General features: G+C 60.4%; 15 protein-coding genes. 4 read left to right on the forward strand and 11 right to left on the reverse strand.

Annotated elements, in window-relative coordinates:
- Positions 1–17 precede the first annotated feature (17 nt).
- Positions 18–1,493, forward strand: coding sequence for a YfcC family protein (locus AB5Y53_RS18880; protein ID WP_368182865.1), 1,476 nt, complete (start codon positions 18–20; stop codon positions 1,491–1,493).
- A gap of 65 nt (positions 1,494–1,558) precedes the next feature.
- Here AB5Y53_RS18880 and AB5Y53_RS18885 read toward each other — a convergent pair whose 3' ends face one another.
- The gene (locus tag AB5Y53_RS18885) at positions 1,559–2,773 is read right to left on the reverse strand and encodes a pyridoxal phosphate-dependent aminotransferase (RefSeq protein ID WP_005302243.1); all 1,215 of its coding nucleotides are present in this window, start codon (positions 2,771–2,773) and stop codon (positions 1,559–1,561) included.
- Positions 2,774–3,129: 356 nt separating this feature from the next.
- On the opposite strand from AB5Y53_RS18885, the gene AB5Y53_RS18890 reads away from it, so the two are divergent.
- Complete coding sequence (locus AB5Y53_RS18890) at positions 3,130–3,339, forward strand: DUF1653 domain-containing protein (protein WP_010674028.1); 210 nt, start codon at positions 3,130–3,132, stop codon at positions 3,337–3,339.
- A 59-nt stretch (positions 3,340–3,398) separates the two neighbouring features.
- Here the strand turns inward: AB5Y53_RS18890 and AB5Y53_RS18895 are convergent, their stop codons facing one another.
- From AB5Y53_RS18895 to adhE, 10 genes are all read right to left on the reverse strand, one after another.
- Positions 3,399–3,656, reverse strand: a complete 258-nt coding sequence (locus AB5Y53_RS18895; protein ID WP_010674029.1) for a GrxA family glutaredoxin — start codon at positions 3,654–3,656, stop codon at positions 3,399–3,401.
- 211 nt (positions 3,657–3,867) lie between these two features.
- Positions 3,868–5,301, reverse strand: coding sequence for a D-alanyl-D-alanine carboxypeptidase/D-alanyl-D-alanine-endopeptidase (gene dacB, locus AB5Y53_RS18900; RefSeq protein ID WP_042017206.1), 1,434 nt, complete (start codon positions 5,299–5,301; stop codon positions 3,868–3,870).
- A gap of 87 nt (positions 5,302–5,388) precedes the next feature.
- The gene (locus AB5Y53_RS18905) at positions 5,389–7,149 is read right to left on the reverse strand and encodes a DEAD/DEAH box helicase (RefSeq protein ID WP_368182867.1); all 1,761 of its coding nucleotides are present in this window, start codon (positions 7,147–7,149) and stop codon (positions 5,389–5,391) included.
- 99 nt (positions 7,150–7,248) lie between these two features.
- Positions 7,249–8,286 (reverse strand): HlyD family secretion protein, encoded by a 1,038-nt coding sequence (locus tag AB5Y53_RS18910; RefSeq protein ID WP_201894803.1) that lies wholly within the window; start codon positions 8,284–8,286, stop codon positions 7,249–7,251.
- A gap of 3 nt (positions 8,287–8,289) precedes the next feature.
- Complete coding sequence (locus AB5Y53_RS18915; RefSeq protein ID WP_104455719.1) at positions 8,290–8,628, reverse strand: DUF3302 domain-containing protein; 339 nt, start codon at positions 8,626–8,628, stop codon at positions 8,290–8,292.
- Positions 8,629–8,917: 289 nt separating this feature from the next.
- The gene (locus AB5Y53_RS18920) at positions 8,918–10,339 is read right to left on the reverse strand and encodes a carbon starvation protein A (RefSeq protein WP_201894801.1); all 1,422 of its coding nucleotides are present in this window, start codon (positions 10,337–10,339) and stop codon (positions 8,918–8,920) included.
- A gap of 144 nt (positions 10,340–10,483) precedes the next feature.
- Entirely contained in the window at positions 10,484–11,188 is a 705-nt protein-coding gene (gene btsR / locus AB5Y53_RS18925) for a two-component system response regulator BtsR (RefSeq protein WP_151027625.1), read from the reverse strand.
- On the reverse strand, positions 11,185–12,876 hold the full coding sequence (locus AB5Y53_RS18930) for a sensor histidine kinase (RefSeq protein ID WP_045525458.1): 1,692 nt from the start codon (positions 12,874–12,876) through the stop codon (positions 11,185–11,187). Before AB5Y53_RS18930 ends, btsR begins: the two co-directional genes overlap by 4 nt.
- Before the next feature lie 352 nt (positions 12,877–13,228).
- On the reverse strand, positions 13,229–14,464 hold the full coding sequence (locus tag AB5Y53_RS18935) for an HD-GYP domain-containing protein (RefSeq protein ID WP_202043897.1): 1,236 nt from the start codon (positions 14,462–14,464) through the stop codon (positions 13,229–13,231).
- Positions 14,465–14,574: 110 nt separating this feature from the next.
- Positions 14,575–17,250, reverse strand: coding sequence for a bifunctional acetaldehyde-CoA/alcohol dehydrogenase (gene adhE / locus AB5Y53_RS18940; RefSeq protein ID WP_368182870.1), 2,676 nt, complete (start codon positions 17,248–17,250; stop codon positions 14,575–14,577).
- Between the two features lie 833 nt (positions 17,251–18,083).
- Here adhE and AB5Y53_RS18945 point away from each other — a divergent pair.
- Positions 18,084–18,719 (forward strand): YchE family NAAT transporter, encoded by a 636-nt coding sequence (locus AB5Y53_RS18945; protein WP_368182872.1) that lies wholly within the window; start codon positions 18,084–18,086, stop codon positions 18,717–18,719.
- Between the two features lie 280 nt (positions 18,720–18,999).
- Positions 19,000–20,619, forward strand: a complete 1,620-nt coding sequence (locus AB5Y53_RS18950; RefSeq protein WP_368182875.1) for an ABC transporter substrate-binding protein — start codon at positions 19,000–19,002, stop codon at positions 20,617–20,619.
- Positions 20,620–20,689: the final 70 nt, after the last annotated feature.

A 20,689-nucleotide genomic window follows, 5' to 3' on the forward strand; every position in this document is an offset into this window, starting at 1 on the left:
GCCGAGGTACGAAAGTCATGACCACATCCCATGAGGCGCCCAAGAAGCGCCAGCTCCCCACTGTCTATACCCTGCTTTTCATCATCATCGCCCTGATGGCGGCCCTCACCTGGGTGCTGCCGGCGGGCAAATACAACTATGTGACGGCCAAGACCCAGCAGCCGGTGGCGGCCGCGGCCGTGGCTGACTACAGCGGTGACGAGCGATTGCTGCCGGTGCCCGGCAGCTACACCGAGTTGCCCTCTCATCCGCAGGGGGTATTCGATGTGCTCAAGGCCCCCATTCAGGGCTTTCACAAGGCGGCCGACGTCGCACTGTTCGTGCTCATCATCGGCGGTTTTCTCGCGGTGACCATGCAAAGCGGGGCACTGGATGCCGGGGTGGGAGCCATCGTGCGCGGCTTTGCCGGGCGCGAACGGCTGCTGATCCCGGTGCTGATCGCTCTCTTTGCTCTTGGTGGTTCCACCTTCGGCATGGCGGAGGAGACGGTGGCCTTCTGGGCACTGATCGTGCCGGTGATGATGGCGGCGGGCTTTGATCGCATGGTGGCGGCGGGGATCATCCTGCTTGGCTCCGGGGTCGGGGTGCTCGCCTCCACCGTCAACCCGTTTGCTACCGGCATCGCCTCCGGTTTTGCCGGCATTCCCATCGGTGAGGGGATTGGCTTGCGGGTCATCCAGTGGCTGCTGCTGGTGATCTTCGCCTCCTGGTTCGTGATGCGCTACGCCAGGCAGGTGCAGCAGGACAAGTCCCGCTCCGTGCTGGCCGACATCGTCTATGACGACGAGTTCTCCCAGATGAAGAGCGGCAATCTCGCCTTCAGCGGCAAGCAGAAGCTCACCATGCTGGTCTTCTTCGGCACCTTCCTGCTGATGATCTATGCGGTGGTGCCCTGGTCGGATCTGGGCATCGATCTGCTGCCCACCCTGGGCTGGTGGTTCGACGAGCTCTCCACCCTCTTCTTCAGCGCCTCCATCCTGATTGCCCTCATCAACCGGATGCCGGAGTCCAACTACGTGGCGACCTTCCTGAACGGGGCGCGGGATCTCATCGGGGTGGCCCTGGTGGTGGCGGTGGCGCGCGGCATCTATGTGGTGATGGAGCACGGCGTCATCATCGACACCATACTGCACTGGGCCGAGGGACTGGTGAGCGGGCTGTCGTCATCGGTCTTCATCCTGATGGCCTATCTGGTGCACATCATCCTGAGCTTCTTCATCCCCTCCACATCGGGGCTTGCGACCGTCTCCATGCCGTTGATGGGGCCGCTGGCGGACTTCTCCGGTATCTCGCGGGATCTGGTGATCACCGCCTATCAGTCCGCCTCCGGCTGGATCAACCTGTTCGCCCCCACCGCCGCCCACCTGGTGGCGGGGCTGGCGCTCGCCAGGATCCCCTACGATCGCTTCGTGCGCTGGGTGCTGCCCTTCATCATCGGGGTGGCCCTCATCACCATGGCGGTGCTGGTGGCCGGGGCCCTGCTCCACGGCTGATGGCGCGAATAGAAAACGACAGACAACAAAAAGGCTCCCGCGGGAGCCTTTTTCATGAGCCTTGCTTACTGCTTGTAGCCCTTGAGGAAGCGGGCGAGGCGACCGATGGCCTCTTCCAGCTCCTCTTCCCGGGGCAGGAACACCAGGCGGAAGTGATCCGGTGCCGGCCAGTTGAAGCCGGTGCCTTGCACCAGCAGGAGCTTCTCCTGCTGCAGCAGGTCGAACACCATCTTCTGGTCATCGCGAATGTCATACACCTTGGGGTCGAGGCGCGGGAACATGTAGAGCGCCCCCTTGGGTTTGACGCAGGAGACCCCGGGGATCTCGTTCAAAAGCTCCCAGGCCTTGTCCCGCTGGCGACGCAGGCGGCCCCCCGGCAGGATCAGCTCGTTGATGCTCTGGTAGCCCCCAAGGGCGGTCTGGATGGCGTGCTGCATGGGCACGTTGGCACACAGCCGCATGGAGGCCAGCATCTCCAGTCCCTCGATGTAGCCCTTGGCGCGGCCCTTGGGTCCGGTGATGACCATCCAGCCCTGGCGGAAGCCGCAGGCGCGGTAGGCCTTGGAGAGGCCGTTGAAGGTCACCACCATCACATCGTCGCACAGGGTGCAGACGCTGGTGTGGGAGATGTCGTCGTAGAGGATCTTGTCGTAAATTTCGTCGGCGAAGATGATGAGGTTGTGCTGACGGGCGATCTCGATCACTTCAAGCAAAAACTCGCTGCCGTAGACGGCGCCGGTCGGGTTGTTGGGGTTGATCAGCACCAGGCCGCGGGTGCGCGGGGTGATGCGGGCGCGGATGTCGTCGAGATCCGGATACCAGTCAGCCCCTTCGTCACAGCGGTAGTGCACCGCATGGCCGCCGGAGAGGGTGACGGCCGCGGTCCAGAGCGGGTAGTCGGGGGAGGGCACCAGCATCTCGTCGCCATTGTTGAGCAGCGCCTGCATCGCCATCACAATGAGCTCGCTCGCACCGTTGCCGATGTAGATGTCGTCGATGTCAACCTTGCGCATCCCTTTTTGCTGGTAGTACTGCATCACCGCCTTGCGGGCGGAGAAGAGCCCCTTGGAGTCGCAGTAGCCCTGGCTCTGGGGCATGTTGAGGATCACATCCTTGATGATCTCCTCCGGTGCTTCGAAGCCAAACGGGGCCGGATTGCCGATGTTGAGCTTGATGATGCGGTGACCTTCGTCTTCGAGACGGCGAGCTTCTTTGTGCACCGGGCCGCGGATGTCATAGCAGACATCGTCGAGCTTGTGCGACTTGTCGATAGTGAACATGGTGAGCGTGATTCCTTCCCCGTGGGGCGCGTTGGCAGAAAAGCTGTTTTTAGTATCAAATTTCTCTGCCCCTATTCTTCACAGAATTGAATGCTAGAACAATCTAATTTATGGAATAAATCCCTGATATTTACCCCTGAAATAGGGTTGTTGAAATGTTAAATTCAGCATGATCGTTTGCCTCTCTTTGGTAGATTAGTGAAAGATGAGGGGCAGATTCATAAAGCAACATGAGTGTATTGAAATATCTCCCCCATCTGGCACGATTGGCTGGGGTAAAAAAGGCCCCGACCCGTCGGTCTGCCAGGGGAGCACGCAGGCACGGGGGCTCATCTTCCCGCTCTCGAGGTTCACTCATGCAGGCACCCGCCACCGGTCGCTACCGCCATTTCAAGGGGGGCTATTACCAGGTTCTGGCCCTGGCCTTGCACACCGAAACCCAGGAGCAGCTGGTGATCTATCAATCCGAACAGGATGGTCAGGTCTATGCCCGCCCCGTCGCCATGTTCATGGAGTGGATTGAACATCAGGGACAGGTGGTGAGCCGCTTCACGCCGGTGGCCTGAGGCAGGTTTGGCGACATGAAAAAAGGCGCCAGAGGCGCCTTTTTTCATGTTGTGGGGGCTTACAGACCCAGATTGGCTCTGGCATAGGCCTCAAAATCGGTGCAGCCGCCGATGTGCTGCTCATCCAGGAAGATCTGCGGCACAGTGGTGACCGGCTTGCCCGCCTTGGCGGCGAGATCGTCCTTGGTCAGCCCGGCCACGTTGATATCCACGTAGCGGAACTCGAAGTCATCGCGCTCCTCGGTCAGTTGCTCGGCAATCTGCTTGGCACGCACGCAATAGGGGCAACCGGGACGACCAAAAATCTCTACAAACATCTTTTCTCTCCATTAAACAAGCCGTTGAAGAAGGCCATTGAGATGAGGCTGGGCACAGCATAGCCCTGGCGCCCTGTCAGTCAAAGCTGAAAATAGCGATGCTTACGTTCGCCATCTCCGATTGCACCCACTGCTGATGACGGCGCCAGCGTCCCTGTTTCGCCCCAAGGCCGGGGAATCGGGCCGCCTTGCCGGCAAGGCAGCCCGTCTATCACTGCTCGACGATCTGGATGGGTTGTTGCTGGTAGATGCTCTCCAGCACGCCTTTTTCGAAGACGGTCCAGGGCCAGGGCGCCTTGCTGGCGCGGTAGCGCTCGTGGGTCGCCGGATCCTGGGAGAGACCGCGCTGGAACATCACGAAGGCCTTGCGCTGGCCACCGGCGGTGTCGATGAAACCGGCGAGGTTCGACGTACCTGTGATGGTACCGGTCTTGGCGTGCACCTTGTTCTTCATCATGGGGGCGGTGACGCTGCGTCGCCAGGCCAGGGTGCCGTCCACCTGGGAGCTTGGCAGCAGCTTGATGAAGTCGAGCTCGGCATCGTTCTTCTGGATGAAGTTAAGCACCGACAACATCTGGCGTGCGCTGATGAGATTGTGGGCGGAGAGGCCGGAGCCGTCGGCCAGGGTGGCGTTGCCAAGGTCAATGCCGTGCTTGGTCAGGATGGCGCGCACCGCCATGGTGCCGCTGCGATAGCTGCCCGGCTTGTTGTAGTAGTGACGCCCCACGGTTTTGAGGAAGGTATCGGCGTAGAGGTTGTCGGACTTTTTCAACATCTTGGCGAGCATCACCGGCAGGGAGACGGAGTAGTGGGTCGCCAGGGTCTGGGCACCGACAGGGGCCTGATGGGTGACCCGCAGCAGGCCGTCGTGGCTGATCCCGGCGCGGTTCATGGCCCAGCGGATGTTGTCCCAGCCCCAGGCCTCCACGTCATGGATGGCAAAGCGCAGCCCTTGTGGCTCCTTGTTCGGGGTGATGCAGCCCTTGAGCTCGTAGAAGTTGCCCTTGGCCATGTCTACTTCCAGAGCGCAGAACTGACGCGCCATGTCGCCATAGCTCATCACCTCCACGTTGTCGGCACCGATGCCGATGGGCACGCCGGTGGCCACGTTGCCCACCGCAGGCTTGCCAATCTGGGTGGCGGTGATGGTGCCGTAGGCGCAGTTCTTGTCGATGATGACCGAGGAGACGGGAGCGGCGAAACAGAGGGTCTGATCCCCCCAGGACCAGCCGTTGCCACGCTCATAGCCGTTGTAGGCACCGGTGTTGACATAGACGTTGCCCTGAATGCGGGTGACGCCCAACTGTTTGAACAGAGCAACCAGATCCATGCGCGACAGGGTCGGGTCGCCGACGAAGTTGATCCAGATGTCGCCGTTGATGGTAGTGCCCTGTTTGGCGCCGGGCTGGGCCTGGATGTCGGTGGCGAAGCGGAAGTCGGCACCGAGTTCGAGGCGTGCGGCGAGCGCGGTGAGCACCTTCATGGTGGAGGCGGGGGCTATCATGTCATCGGCGTGACGGGCAAATTCCACCCCGTTGTTGCCCTGTACGATGACGGCGTACTGGCCCCCCTTGGGCGGGGTCAGCGGGGCGGCGTGGACCGCCAGAGAAAAGAGAGCACAAAAACCAATCAACAGCCGCTGCATAGGATCCTCTAACTGAACGAAAGGGCGGCATCAGAAACCGCCCCGATAATCAAACCGGGTGACTGCCGGGTATCGCCTGCCATGGGGTCAGGCCGGGGCGTTGGCAGTCCGGTAACGCCCCTCGTAATCGAATATTTTTTCCTTCACCTGCCAGAAGCGTCCCGACTTGCGGGCGATGACGAAATCCGGGTGACGGAACTGGTCTGCCGCGAGCATCACGCTCGCCAGGGTCGTGAATTCGGGCTCCAGGCCCGGGGCGGGCCAATGATGACGCACAAAGCGTTGTTGAAACAAGCGCTGTACACCCCGGGAGTGAAAGGGGAAGTACTCCGTCAGGGTCAGGCCATCCTCGTCGTGGTAGGTCACCTCCAGCCGCTCCCCCTGCTTGCCGCGCCCAGGGCTCAGGGTCAAACCGGCGCAGCGGATCACCATGCAGTCCTTGAGATTGAGGGCCTCCTTGAGCTTGTCGTCAGGGTCCACCAGCAGCTGGTCACAGCTCTGGCAGCGACGGGCGGCGATGTCGTTTTCAGCGCCGCATCCGGGGCAGATCTTGGCGCGAAAGCGGTAGTCGCACTCCTCGCGGTTGCCCTCGTCATCTTCAAACAGTCCCTGACAGCGGCGGCCGTAGTGCTCGATCACCTTGCCATCCTCGTCGGTCTTGCCCCAGAAGGTGTTGGCAAAGCCGCAGGCGGGGCAGGGCACCTGAACCGGCTCGGTGCCGGCGTGGGGCCTGGGCTCCCCCACCTCGGGGGCAAACAGGTTGAAGTTGTTGCCTGCGTAGTCGAGCACTAGGCAATCGCTCTTGCCGGGTGAGAGGCGCAGGCCCCGTCCCACAATCTGCTGGTAGAGCGACACCGATTCGGTGGGACGCAGCATCACGATGAGATCGACGTGGGGGGCATCAAAACCGGTGGTGAGCACCGCCACGTTGACCAGAAACTTGAGCTCGCGCGCCTTGAAGGCACTGATTAGAGCGTCGCGCTCCGGTCCCGGCGTCTCGCCGGTGACGAGGGCGGCCTGCTGGCCTCTGGCACCGAGCAGGCCATGAATTTCCCGGGCATGCTCGACGGTGGCGGCGAAGATCATCACCCCCTGCCGGTCGGCGGCATACTCCAGCACCTGGCTCAGGATATGGGGGGTGACCCGCTCCTGGCGCTTGATCTCGCCGTTGAGCTGCGCCTCGCTGAACAGGCCGTTCTCCCGCGGCACCAGCTTGCTGAAGTCGTAGTGGACGATGGGGGCGTCCACCAGGCGCGGCGGGGTCAGGTAGCCGTTCTTGACCATGAAACGCAGGGGTAGTTCGAACACGCAGTCACCGAACAGCCGCTCGCCGTGGCTCTTGACCATGCCGTGGTAGTGGCGCCGGTAGATCCAGCCCAGCCCCAGCCGATAGGGGGTGGCGGTGAGACCGAGGATCTTGAGGACCGGATTGGCGGTCTTGAGGTGGTCGATCACCTGATGGTATTGGCTGTCGTCATCGAGCGAGACCCGGTGGCACTCGTCGATGATGAGCAGCGAAAACGCCCCGTCGAAGGCGTCCAGATTGCGCGCCACCGACTGCACCGAGCCAAACACCACCTGGGCGCTCGCCTCCTTGCGTGCGAGCCCGGCGGCAAAGATATCGGCCCGGAGTCCCCAGGATTCGTACTTGGCGTGGTTCTGCTCCACCAGCTCCTTGACGTGAGCCAGCACCAGCACCCGGCCACGGGCCTTGCGGGCCAGTTCGGCGATCACCAGGCTCTTGCCGGCCCCGGTGGGCAGCACCACCACGGCGGGATCCGGGTGTTTGCGAAAGTGGCTGATGACGGCGTTGACCGCGTCGGTTTGATAGGGTCTGAGAACGAACATGGGGAACGGCTGTGGCGCAAGGTGGCGCCATTATAGGGATCCTGGCACCAAAAAACAGCGGGCCGGCATGGTGCCGGCCGCTGGCGATAATATCTTCGCTTAGTGGAAGGGGAAGACGTAGTTCATCCAGCTGGCCATGCGCAGCAGCACCTTGCGCATCACCGAGACATGGTGGAAGTGCTTGGTGTAGATGGCGGCCTGGCCGCTGGCCCCGGCGATCACCTGATACTTGGCCCACTCGGGGTCGGTGATGGAGATGAGCACCGGCAGGCGACCCGGTCGCACGGCACTGGTCTGATCCAGCAAACCGGCGTTGGCCTGCACATTGCCTGCGGCGATGGCCGGGATCACGGCGGTCACCTTGCCCTGGAAGATCTTGCCGGGGATGCCGTCGATCACCACTTCGGCCTCATCGCCCACCGCCAGGCGCTGCATGCTGTTTTGCCAGAACCAGCCAACATAGGCGGTCTCGTCTTTGTGGATGAAGGTCATCACCGGACGATACATGAACGGGGTGGCGATCATGCCGGGGCGCAGGGCCAGCTGCACCACGTGGCCGTCGCTCGGAGCATAGACCACGGTCTGCTCGACCTGGTACCTGGCCTCGTCGAGCTGGGCCTGCAGATCTTCCAGTGTCGCCTGTTGTTGCTCGATCTGGGCCACGATGTCGTCCACGTTGGCCTGGGTAACGTCGAGGTCGCGCTGCTTGCCGACGCCGCGACGCATCAGGTCGCTGGCGCGATCCCGGTCCAGCTTGGCGGAGCGCAGTCTGGCCTCGATGGACTTGAGGTGGTTGCGGTTGGATTCAACCCGTGCCGCCAGGCTGTCTGCTTTGAGCTGGAAGGGGGCGGCATCCAGGCGAAACAGCACGTCGCCCTTCTTCACCGGTTGGTTGGCCTGTACCGGCACCTCGATGACACGGCCCTTGACCAGGGGCACGATCGGGGTGGAGACATAGTAGTTGCGCGCCATCTCGGAATAGGGGTGGTTGTAGTTCATCAGCATGATCAGGGTGCCAATGAGCAGCACGCCACCCAGCGCTGCGGTAGGCACGGTCCACTTGTTGAGCGGGATACGGAAGATTTTGAAGATGGCCACGCAGACGGCCGTGTAGGTCAGGATCAGTAGCAGGTCCATGATTTATCCCTGTTGCTCGGTCTGTTCGATGGTATTGAGGCGGGCCTTGAGGTCGGCCAGCTCCTGTTTGAGCTGCTGGATATCATCTTCATCCTGCTGCAGCCGCTGGTTGAAGCCCCAGCCGCGATCGGGGCGATAAATCGTGGCCCAGATCCAGAGGAAGGGCCACAGCACGTGCAGGGTGAACAGACTGACCCAGCCGGCCACGTGAATGGCGTCCTGATGGGGGTGCTGACGATGCTTGGCTATTTCATAGGGAATGTCGTGAATGACGATGACCCCATAAAAAATGACCAAACCCACAAAAAAAAGCAGACCAAGAGCAAAATAATCGAGTGCCATTTATGCCTCCGCTGGCTTGACGCACCGCATTGTCATTGGGAACAGGGCTCTGCAAGGCAGTCAGCCACCTGATTTCCCTCCTGTCGGGCCCGAAATCTTAAGTTGTTTTGTTGTACTGAAGCTTAAGTGGTTTCCAAGTCGCCAAAACAGACGCTGATGTTATTGGGGGCAAGTCCGTAAAGTCGTATCCATGACAAGGACTTACGCTGGGAGTATGGCATTGCTGAAGGGAAATGTTCAGCAAAAAAAGGAGCCTTGACGGCTCCTTTTTTGACATGGTTGGCGTGGATTAACTTTCGCTGGGCTTGTTGATCAGCGCGGGCCTGAATTTCACCAGGAAGGCGAGGGTGATGAGGGCGGTGCTCACCAGACCGATGATGGTGGAAACATTCATCTCGAGGCCGAAACCGATGGGGGCGTTGGCCAGGTAGGTGATGACCACTGCGGTCATGAAGATGGCGGGAATGGTGCATACCCAGTGCAGTTTGCCTTCCTTGATGAGGTAGGCGGCAGCAGCCCACAGCATGATGACGGCGGTGGTCTGGTTGGCCCAGCCGAAGTAGCGCCAGATCACCCCGAACTCGGCCTTGGAGATGATGAAGCCAAGGATGAACATGGGGATGGCGATGAGCAGACGCTTGGCCATGGGCTTCTGGGTCAGGTTCAGGAAGTCCGCCACGATGAGGCGGGCACTGCGAAACGCGGTGTCACCGGAGGTGATGGGCAGGATCACCACGCCGAGGATCGCCAGGATGCCGCCCACGGTACCGAGCAGGCTGGTGGAGACTTCGTGCACCACTGCAGAGGGGCCGCCGCTGGCCAGGGTGGCGTTGAGTGCCTCGGTGCTGTCGTAGAAGGAGAGACCCAGGGTGCACCAGATGAGGGCGATGATCCCTTCCCCTATCATGGCTCCGTAGAAGATGAAGCGACCGGAGCTCTCGTTCTGCATGCAGCGCGCCATCAGCGGGGACTGGGTGGCGTGGAAACCGGAGACGGCACCACAGGCGATGGTGATGAACAGCAGCGGCCAGAGCGGCAGGTCCGTCGGGTGCAGGTTGGAGAAGTCCATCCCGGTGTTGTAGAAGCCCTTGCCGGAGACGATGAGGCCGATGATGAGGCCGACGGACATGAAGACCAGCAGCGCGCCGAAGATGGGGTAGAAGCGACCGATGATCTTGTCGATGGGGACGATGGTCGCGAGGATGTAGTAGGCGAAGATGGCCGCAATCCAGTAGACCAGATCGGTGGAGGTGAGGTTGGCGAGCAGGCCCGCCGGGCTCAGGACGAAGACCACGCCCACCAGCATCAGGAGCACCACGGCAAAGAGGTTCATGAAGTGCTTGGCGGCGGTGCCCAGGTGCTCACCGACCACGGTCGGCACCGAGGCGCCCCTGGCGCGTACCGACAGCATGCCGGAGAAGTAGTCGTGGACCGCACCGGCGAAGATGCAGCCAAAGACGATCCAGAGCATGGCGACCGGACCATAGAGGGCACCCAGGATGGGGCCGAAGATGGGGCCGACGCCTGCGATGTTGAGCAGTTGCACCAGGTAGACCTTCTTGTCCGACATGGGGACATAGTCCACCCCGTCCGCCATGGTGATAGCGGGGGTCTTCAACTCGGGTTTGGGCCCGAATATCCGTTCGATGAATTTGCCGTATACGAAGTAGCCGGCTATCAACAAGCCGACACAGAGGAAGAACCAGATCATTGCTACGCTCCTGCTTTGTTATTTTTTGGTGTGCGCAGCCAGTGTAGGTGGGGACTTCTGTTAACGGCAGGTGAAAGTGGGTGAGCGGCGACATGGCGACCCGAGCGGTTGTCCGCTGTGATCGGGCGCACATCGCGCCCCGCTTTATTCCAGTCCCAGCTCGTCTTTTAGCTCCTTGAGGTAGCGGCGGCTGACCGGTACCCGGGCCCCGCTCGGGGTCACGATCTCCGCCAGCTGATTATCCAGCAAACGGATTTCGAAGATGGCGGCCGGGGCCACCAGATACTGGCGGTGACAGCGCAGCAGCGGGGTCTTCTCCTCGAGGGACTTGAGGGTGAGCTGGGTGTGAAACAGCTCGCCCTGGCAGGCGACATGGACGCCGCCGAGATCGGAGAAGGCGTACTCCACCTGGGAGGTTGGGAGCAGCCGCACCCGGTTGTGCAGGTATCCGGGGATATGGTGGATGGTCGGGGCCAGGGTCCCGACCGGTTGCGGGGTGATGTCCTGCCTGAGCCGCGCCAGGGTCTTGGCGAGGCGCGCCGGCTCCACCGGCTTGAGCAGGTAGTCGAAGGCGTTCTCCTCGAAGGCCTGGATGGCGTAGTCGTCGAACGCGGTGACAAAGACGATGCGGGGCAGGGGATCGAGCATGGCCACCAGCTCCATGCCGCTGAGCTTGGGCATCTGGATATCGAGAAACACCACATCCGGCTTGAGTTGCTGGATGAGGCCGAGCGCCTCGATGGCGTTGCCCGCCATGCCCAGGATCTCGATGTCGGGATCGCTGGCCAGCAGCTCTGCCAGCTCTTCGCGGGCATAGGGCTCGTCATCGACGATCAGGGTGCGGATCATGTCATCTCCTTGGCGGTGGTGCGGGGTTGTCGTGGGAGTGTCAGGGAGACCCGGGTCCATTGCTCCGGCTCCCACTGGACGTCAATGCCATAGCGCTCGCCAAAGGCGCTCTTGAGGCGCTTGTCCACCAGGCTCATCCCCAGACCATCCCCCTGGCCGGATGGCTGCCAGGCCCCGGCGTTGTCTTCGACGCAAAGGGTGATCGCCTCGGGGGTTTCCCTCGCGAAGAGGCGAAGTCGCCCCTCTCCCAGCAGGGAGCAGATGCCGTGCTTGATGGCATTCTCGATGAGGGGCTGCAGGGTGAAGCTCGGCAGTTGCACCTCGGCAAGGTGGGGCGGGATCTCGTTGATGACGGTGAGCCGCTCGCCAAAGCGGGCCTGCTCTATCTCCAGGTAGGAGAGGCAGTGCTCCTGCTCCTCACGCAGCGTGGTCAGGCCGCTCTGGCGCTTGAGGTTGTTGCGAAAGAAGCGGGAGAGGTGCAGCAGCAGCTCCCGTGCCCGTCCCGGATCGCGGCGGGTAATGGCGCTGATGGTGTTGAGGGTGTTGAACAGGAAGTGGGGGTTTATCTGTGCCTGCACCAGCTTGAGCTCGGATTGCACCAGCAGGCGCTGCTGCTGCTCCAGGCGGCCTGCCAGCAGCTGCTGGGACAACAGGTTGGCGATCCCTTCTCCCAGGGTGTGATTGATCTTGAGGAAGAGCCGCTTCTTGGGCTCATAGAGTTTGATGGTGCCGATCACCCCCTCGTCACCCTGCAGGGGGATCACCAGCACGGAGCCGAGCTGGCACTGGGGGGAGATGCTGCAACGATAGGGCTGGCTGTTGCCATCGGCGAACAGCACCTTGTTCTGGGCGATGGCTTGCAGGGTGATCGCCGAGGTGATGGGGGTGCCCGGCTTGTGGTGATCTTCCCCGGTGCCGATGAAGGCGAGGATTTTGTCGGTGTCCGTGATGGCGACGGCGCCGACGCCGGTCTCTTCCTGAACGATATGGGCTATCTTGCCGCTGGCCTCCGGAGTGAACCCCTGGCTCATGATGCCGACGGTACGGTTGGCGATGGTGAGCGCCTTGGCGGAGAAGACCCGGGAGAACTTTTCGTACATCCGCTGCTGGTCGCGGATCATGCTGATGAAGAGCGCCGCCCCGCAGGAGTTGGCGAGGATCATGGGGGTGGCGATGGTGCGCACCAGCAGCAGGGACTTGTCGAAGGGGGTGGCGACCAGCAGGATGATCACCATCTGCATGATCTCGGCCACGAAGGTGGTAAAGAAGGCGACCCTGGGCGCAAAGAGGTCATTGACCCTGCCTGCCCGCATCAGCCGCCAGTGAACCAGCCCCCCCAACAGCCCCTCGCAGGTGGTGGAGATGGCGCAGGCGAGATCGGTGAACCCCCCCAGGGTATAGCGGTGCAGGCCGCCGGTCAGCCCCACCAGGCATCCCACCAGGGGGCCGCCCAGCAGTCCCCCCAGTACGGCACCAACGGCGCGGGTGTTGGCGATGGCGTCATCGATGTCGAGGCCCACATAGGTTCCCAGGATGCAAAAGCAGGAGAAGATGACATAGATGAGCACCTTGTGGGGCAGCCTGACGGAGTAGTTGGCCAGGGGACGCAGCAGGGGACTCTTGGAAAAAAGGTAGGCGATGACCAGACTGACACTCATCTGCTGGAGCAGAGAGAGGACTAGTTGCATAAAAAAGCTTCCTCAAACACCATGCCGGAGCCGGGCGTTGTCATGACGCAGGGTGAGCCTGAGCCCGTCTTGATGCGGGCTGCGGGCTGAACGCTGCGGCAGTTTGCCAGAATGGAAAAATAAAACCATATAAAATCAGCATGTTAAATTGATATTTGTGTAACCTGCGCCCGCTTGATATTGCTGATACGAGCATGAAGGTATCCACCGGATACGCCACACGGAGGTGGCATGCTCCGCCCGGCCATCGGCTGGGCGTTTTTTATCCAGCTCCAATGGTGGACGATTTCGAGGGGACCTGAGCAATTATTCAGGTTTGTCCAATGAGTTATCCCCAGCTTCTGGGGATAACTCAGAAGGCGAAATAGTAACAGACCCGCCGACCCAGACCGAAAAAGGCGCGCTGCGCGTCGTCCAGCTCTTCCTGTCTGAGGGTGGCGACGATGCTTCGCGCATCTTCCCGCAGATCGATCATGGCCACCCCTTCCGGTCGCTGTCCCTTGAGGTAGGGCAGCACCTTGGGTCTGAGGGGCATGCTGGGCTCGGTGGAGAGCACCAGGGCCAGGGCATCGTCATCCAGGCGCACCAGGGAACCCGGCGGATAGACCCCCAGCACCTTTATCAGCAACCTGACCTGGGTTTGCTCGAACTTCTTCTGGGAGAGCTTGTAGAGCTGGCCGATCACCTGGCTGGGTCCCGGCGGGTTCAGGCCGCTGCGCGGATGAAGCAGCTCGTCATAATGATCCACCAGCCCGATGAGTCGGGCGAGGGGGGGGATCTTGTCGCCCTTGATCCCGAGGGGAAAGCCGCTGCCATCGAGGCGTTCGTGATGCAGGTAGGCGACCTCGCGGATCCTGGGTTCGAAAGCCTGCAACTGGTTGAGCATCTCCAGTCCGTACTGGGGGTGCATGTTGAGGAAATTCTGCTCCGCCTTGCTGAGCTCCCCCCGCTTCTGGATGATCTGGCTCGGGATCCTGAGCTCGCCGATGTCGTGAATCAGGCCCGCCAGACCGGTCTCCTCGATCTCGACGGGATTCATGCCAAGCTCCCGTGCCATCAGCATGGCGATGAAGGCCACGCTCAGGCTGTGTTGCAGCAGGGTATCCGTGTTCTGGCTGCGGATGAGGTGCAGACCGAGCGGCCCCTGGTGTTCTGCCAGACGGGCGGCGGTGCTGCGCACTATCTGCGCAGTATTGGCCAGGCCTTCGTCCGGTTTGAGGTTGAGGGCGCCAAGGGCGTCGCGAAGATCTGACAGGGATTGACCGAACGCCTTGTCCGCGATGCGAAGGGAGCGCCTGAACGCCTTTTCGTCGAAGGTGGGGCCCTCAGAAGAGGAGGTGGTATCCCCGGTGTCGCTCATCTCAAGCGAGGGGACGGGTTCGGCCCGCAGCAGGGGCTCGACCGGCAGATCGCTCTTGTCGGGATCCACCATCAGCAGGGTCAGGTCGAGGTGGCGGATGATGTCGAGCTGTTGCTGGTCCTTGATTTTGAAGGCGTTGAACATGAAAGGGTGGCTCGTCCATCCCGTGGGAAGATGGATGTAGTGGCCGACTCTCAACTGCTCGATGGAGGCCTGTATCAGCGCCATGGACTAGCTCTTCTGTCGAATTTGCCTATCAACAAGCTAGCAAAATTAAACAGATAGACAAACAAAAAAGCCCGCGCATGTGCGCGGGCTCTTGTCATCCGTGGCGTTTATCAGGCCTTGGATTTTTTCTTGTTGTCCACCTTGGCGTCGACCTTGGCTGCAACCGGGGCGGCAGCAGGGGCTTCCTCGATGAAGGGACGGCCGTAGTAGGTGTCCATCAGGATGGCTTTCAGCTCGGTGATCAGCGGGTAGCGCGGGTTGGCGCCGGTGCACTGGTCATCGAAGGCTTCCAGCGCCAGTTGGTCTACCTTGGCCAGGAAGTCCGCTTCGTTCACGCCGGCTTCGCGGATGGAGGCCGGGATCCCCAGGGTGGCCTTCAGCTCGTCCAGCCAGGTCAGCAGCTTCTCGATCTTGGCGGCGGTACGGTCACCGGCAGCGGTCAGGCCCAGGTGGTCAGCCACTTCGGCGTAGCGACGGCGAGCCTGCGGACGGTCGTACTGGGAGAACGCGGTCTGCTTGGTCGGGTTGTCGTTCGCGTTGTAACGGATGACGTTGCTGATCAGCAGGGCGTTGGCCAGACCGTGGGGGATGTGGAACTCCGCACCCAGTTTGTGGGCCATGGAGTGGCACACACCCAGGAAGGCGTTGGCAAACGCGATACCGGCGATGGTGGCGGCGTTGTGCACCTTCTCGCGGGCAACCGGGTCGTTGGCGCCGTTGATGTAGCTGGAGGGCAGGTAGTCCTTCAGCAGTTTCAGGGCTTGCAGTGCCTGACCGTCGGAGTATTCGTTGGCCAGCACGGAGACATAGGCTTCCATGGCGTGGGTCACGGCGTCGATACCACCGAAGGCACACAGGGATTTGGGCATGCCCATCACCAGGTTGGCATCCACGATGGCCATGTTGGGGGTCAGCTCGTAGTCGGCCAGCGGGTACTTCATGCCGGTGGCGTCGTCGGTCACGACCGCAAACGGGGTCACTTCAGAACCGGTACCGGATGTGGTGGTGATACAGACCAGTTCGGCCTTCATGCCCATTTTCGGGAACTTGTAGATACGCTTGCGGATGTCCATGAAGCGCATGGCCAGGTCTTCGAACGCGGTATCCGGGTGCTCGTACATGACCCACATGATCTTGGCGGCATCCATGGGGGAACCACCACCCAGGGCGACGATCACGTCCGGCTTGAAGGAGTTGGCCATCTCGGCGCCCTTGCGGACCACGGACAGGGTGGGGTCGGCTTCCACTTCGTAGAAGATCTCCACTTCCATGTTCAGCTTCTTGAGCAGGCGAACCACTTCATCGGCATAGCCGTTGTTGAACAGGAAGCGGTCGGTCACTACCATGGCGCGCTTCTTGCCTTCCAGGTCGCCCAGGGCGATCGGCAGGGAACCACGACGGAAGTAGATGGATTTCGGAAGTTTGTGCCACAGCATATTTTCTGCCCGTTTTGCGACTGTCTTCTTGTTGATCAAGTGCTTGGGACCGACGTTCTCGGAGATGGAGTTACCGCTCCAGGAGCCGCAACCCAGGGTCAGGGACGGGGCCAGCGCGAAGTTGTACAGGTCACCGATACCACCCTGGGTGGAGGGGGTGTTGATGAGGATACGGGCGGTCTTCATCTTGTCGCCGAAGTACTTGATGCGGTCGGCATTGCGATCCTGGTCGGTATAGAGACCGGAGGTGTGGCCGATACCACCGATGTTGACCATGTCGCAGGCCATTTCGACGGCTTCTTCGAAGTTCTTGGCACGGAACATACCCAGCGTCGGGGAGAGTTTCTCGTGAGCGAACTCGTCTTCTGCGCAGAGTTCCAGACCTTCACCGATGAGGATCTTGGTGGTGGCAGGCACGGTCACACCGGCCATGGCGGCGATCTTGGTGGCCGGCTGGCCCACGATGTCGGCGTTCAGGGCGCCGTTGATCAGCAGCACTTTACGCACCTTGTCCGCTTCTTCCTTGGAGAGGATGTAGCCGGCGTGGGTCGCGAAACGCTCCTTGACCTGGTTGTAGATGGAGTCGACCACGATGACAGCCTGCTCGGAGGCACAGACCACGCCGTTGTCGAAGGTCTTGGACATCAGGATGGAGGCGACGGCACGCTTCACGTCGGCGGTTTCGTCGATGACGATGGGCACGTTGCCCGCACCCACGCCGATGGCGGGTTTGCCAGAGGAGTAGGCGGCCTTCACCATGCCCGGGCCACCAGTGGCCAGGATCAGGTTGATGTCGTCGTGACGCATCAGGGCGTTGGAGAGTTCGACGGAGGGTTGATCAATCCAGCCGATGATGTCTTTCGGCGCACCGGCAGCCACGGCAGCATCCAGTACCAGCTTGGCAGCGGTATTGGTGGAGTTCTTGGCGCGGGGGTGCGGGGAGAAGATGATGGCGTTGCGGGTCTTCAGGGAGATGAGGGCCTTGAAGATCGCAGTGGAAGTCGGGTTGGTGGTCGGTACGATACCGCAGATGATGCCTACCGGCTCGGCGATGGTGATGGTGCCCATCTCGTCGTCCTGGCTCAGGATGCCGCAGGTCTTTTCATCTTTATAGGCGTTGTAGATGTATTCGGAGGCGAAGTGGTTCTTGATGACCTTGTCTTCGATGATACCCATACCGGATTCAGCCACGGCCATCTGGGCCAGGGGGATACGGGCGTTGCTGGCGGCCAGGGCGGCGGCACGGAAGACCTTGTCTACCTGCTCTTGCGAGAAGCTGGCGAATTGACGCTGTGCTTCTTTGACGCGGGCAACCAGTGCATCCAGTTCAGCCAAATTGGTTACTGCCATGTTTATCTCCTGATGATTTGAAAACTGTTTAGTAAGACCTTGGCAATGCCCGGCAATTATAGCCACCTTGTCAAGGCGAGAATCACCATAACGGGGTATTTACATGCCTTAGTAAACTGTTTTCTGGCTCGATTATAGGGTCGGGATGTGTCAGAAAAGATTGATCTGGATCATATGTAACAAAAGAACAAAAGAAATTTTGTTTCACCCCTTGTCGCTCCACTATGTTACGGGAGTGTGTCATCCTTTCTTGGCATCACGAGCTGCTGTCATGCGCCCTTGGAATATCTGCTCAGGGAAGGGGATCCGATGAATTCTCGCCTTGACCGGGATGGGGGGAGGCGGTATCGCCGTGATGGTGGCAGAACGCCCAGCCCCCTGACGTTTCATTTATGTTGAGAAAGGGGTTGTTGTTTTCATCCAGTCGCCCTGGCGAAACAGCACATCTGGCGGTGGCAGGGAGCTTGTCACCTCTTTACAGCCGGCCCCACTGGCGCCGCATCAGGGTGAAAAAGGCCAAAAATCGGGGTCATAGGAGCGGGTGGGGGCGGCAAGCGGGTGTGGTGAGAAGCAAGGGTGCCATTTACCGAAAATATCGTTTCTTGGCTGAGGGTTGATATAACGCGCTGCCATGGTACCAAGCGATGTTAATGGCGGCCTCTCTCCCTTAACAACCCGATATGTTGAATTTTGTCGCTACATTAGCGGAACTAACTAAAAAGCCCCGGTAAGGGTGAGATTATTTGATTGGAGAAGGGAAAAGCCATGGTGTAAATTTACGCGCAGTTTGGGGGCTGGCCCCTTGTGGCTCGTATTGGTTCTGGATGGCGCCTATGGCAGCAATAGACTTCTCTTTATACCTGAAATTTTTCGTCGGCCTGTTTGCGATCATCAACCCGCTGGGTCTGTTGCCGGTCTTTGTTAGCCTGACGGGCCACATGTCGCCGGAGGAGCGACGCAAGACCAACACCACCGCCCACATTGCCGTGATGATCATCCTGATGGTCTCCATGTGCATGGGACAGCTCATCCTCGACAGTTTCGGCATCTCCCTGGCGTCGTTTCGCATTGCCGGTGGCTCGCTGATTACCCTGATCGCCTGGTCGATGCTGCAGGGCAAGCTGGGGGAGGTGAAGCACAACAAGCAGGAGAAGGGTGAACTGGCTGTGCGTGAATCCATTGCCGTGGTGCCCCTGGCACTGCCGCTGATGGCCGGACCCGGTGCTATCTCCTCTTCCATCGTCTATGCCAGCCAGAAGACCCTGCCCCAGATGGCCGGCATGTTCGTGGTGGTGGTGGCGTTTGCCTGCTGTTCCTGGCTCATCTTCCGCGCCGCTCCCCTGCTGTTCAAGCTGATGGGCAACACCGGCATCAACGTGGTGACCCGTATCATGGGTCTCATCATGATGTCCCTTGGCATCGAGATCATCGTGGCGGGCATCAAGGGAGTCTTCCCCGGTCTGGTGTGAGCCAGGTCCGTTTTTGTCGGAGCCGGTCCTTGTGACCGGCTTTTTATTGTTTCTTTTTTGTTGGTCATTTCCTAGAATCGAGCGGCCTTGTACGAAAAATGACCGCCGCGGGATATTTAAATGCTGAATAAATGGTTTTAAGTTGTTTTTTTGACCATGAAAGCGGCCTGTTCCTGATGATATCTATTGCATTATCAGAATTGTCAGGGAATTATGCGGGCAGCGAGGTGTTTGTCTCGTGGATAACAAATGCATGGAATGTTCTTGTTGGAGTATGGAAATGACTCATAGAAAAACAATTATTAATACCCTTTTATTGACTGCACTTTTCGGTGGCGCCACCCTGGCTCACGCCGCCGATGTCCCCGCCGGTACCAAGCTTGCTCCCGAGCAAACCCTGGTGAAAGGCAATGGTTCCGAACCCGCCACCCTGGATCCCCAGAAAGTGGAAGGTACCCCCGAATCCAACGTATTGCGTGACCTGTTCGAAGGTCTCGTCTCCTCCGGCCCCAAGGGCGAAACCCTGCCCGGCGTCGCCGAGTCCTGGGAAACCAAGGACAACAAACACTACGTGTTCCACCTGCGCAAGGATGCCAAGTGGTCCAACGGGGATCCCGTCACCGCTCATGACTTCGTCTTTGCCTTCCAGCGCGCGGTGGATCCCAAGACGGCCTCTCCCTACTCCTGGTACATGGAGATCCCGACCATCATCAATGCCTCCGACATCATCGCGGGCAAGAAGCCGGCCGACACCCTGGGCGTGAAGGCGGTGGACGATCACACCTTCGAGGTGCAGCTGGAGAAGGCGGTGCCTTACTTCGTCAGCATGCTCTCCCACACCACCACCTATCCGGTCCCGAAGAAGGTGATCGAGAAGTTCGGTGACAAGTGGACCCAGCCCGGCAACATGGTATCCAACGGCGCCTACGTGCTGAAGGACTGGGTGGTCAACGAGCGCGTCGACGTCGAGCGCAACCCCAACTACTGGAACAACGGCAAGACCGTCATCAACAAGGTGACCTACCTGCCCATCCAGTCCACCAACGCCGAGCTGAACCGCTATCTGGCTGGCGAAGTGGATCTCACCTACAACATGCCCATCGAGCGCTTCAAGCAGATGAAGAAAGAGCTGCCGAACGAGGTGAAGGTGAGCGGCTATGTCGGTACCTACTACTACCAGTACAACTTCAAGCACAAGCCGTTTGATGACGTGCGGGTGCGTACCGCCCTCTCTTATGCCATCGACCGCAACGTGATCGCCGACAAGGTGATGGGCAAGGGCGAAACCCCGGGCTACACCCTGGTGCCTGATTTCGTGGACGGCTTCAAGCCGGTGGCGCCGGCCTGGTCCAAGCTGACCCAGGCAGAGCGCGATGCCAAGGCGAAAGAGCTGCTGACCGAAGCCGGTTACGGCCCGGGCAAGCCGCTCAAGTTCGAGCTGCTCTACAACACCGATGACAACCACAAAAAGGTGGCCGTGGCCGTCGCCTCCATGTGGAAGAAGCTCGGCGTGCAGGTGAGCCTGGTGAACCAGGAGTGGAAGACCTACCTGGAGACCAAGAAGCAGGGTAACTTCGACGTGGGCCGCGCCGGCTGGATTGCGGACTACAACGAAGCCTCCTCCATGCTGGATCTGATGCAGACCACCCACGGCAACAACGACGGCAAATACTCCAACCCGACGTTCGACAAGCTGATGAGCGAGTCCCGCAACCAGGTGGATGCCGAGGCGCGCAACAAGCTCTATGTCCAGGCCGAAGAGATCCTGGCCAAGGACATGCCGATCGCCCCCATCTATCAGTACGTGACCTCCCGCATGGTCAAGCCCTACGTGGGCGGCTACCCGGCCAACCCGCTGGACAACATCTACAGCAAAGACATGTACATCGTTGCTCACTGAGTAAAGAAACAAGTCGCATAACAAGCAGGGCCCGCCAGACGGCGGGCCTTTATTACAACCGCGACCCTTT

The organism is Aeromonas sp. R7-5 (assembly GCF_040908015.1).
GTDB lineage: Bacteria > Pseudomonadota > Gammaproteobacteria > Enterobacterales > Aeromonadaceae > Aeromonas > Aeromonas caviae.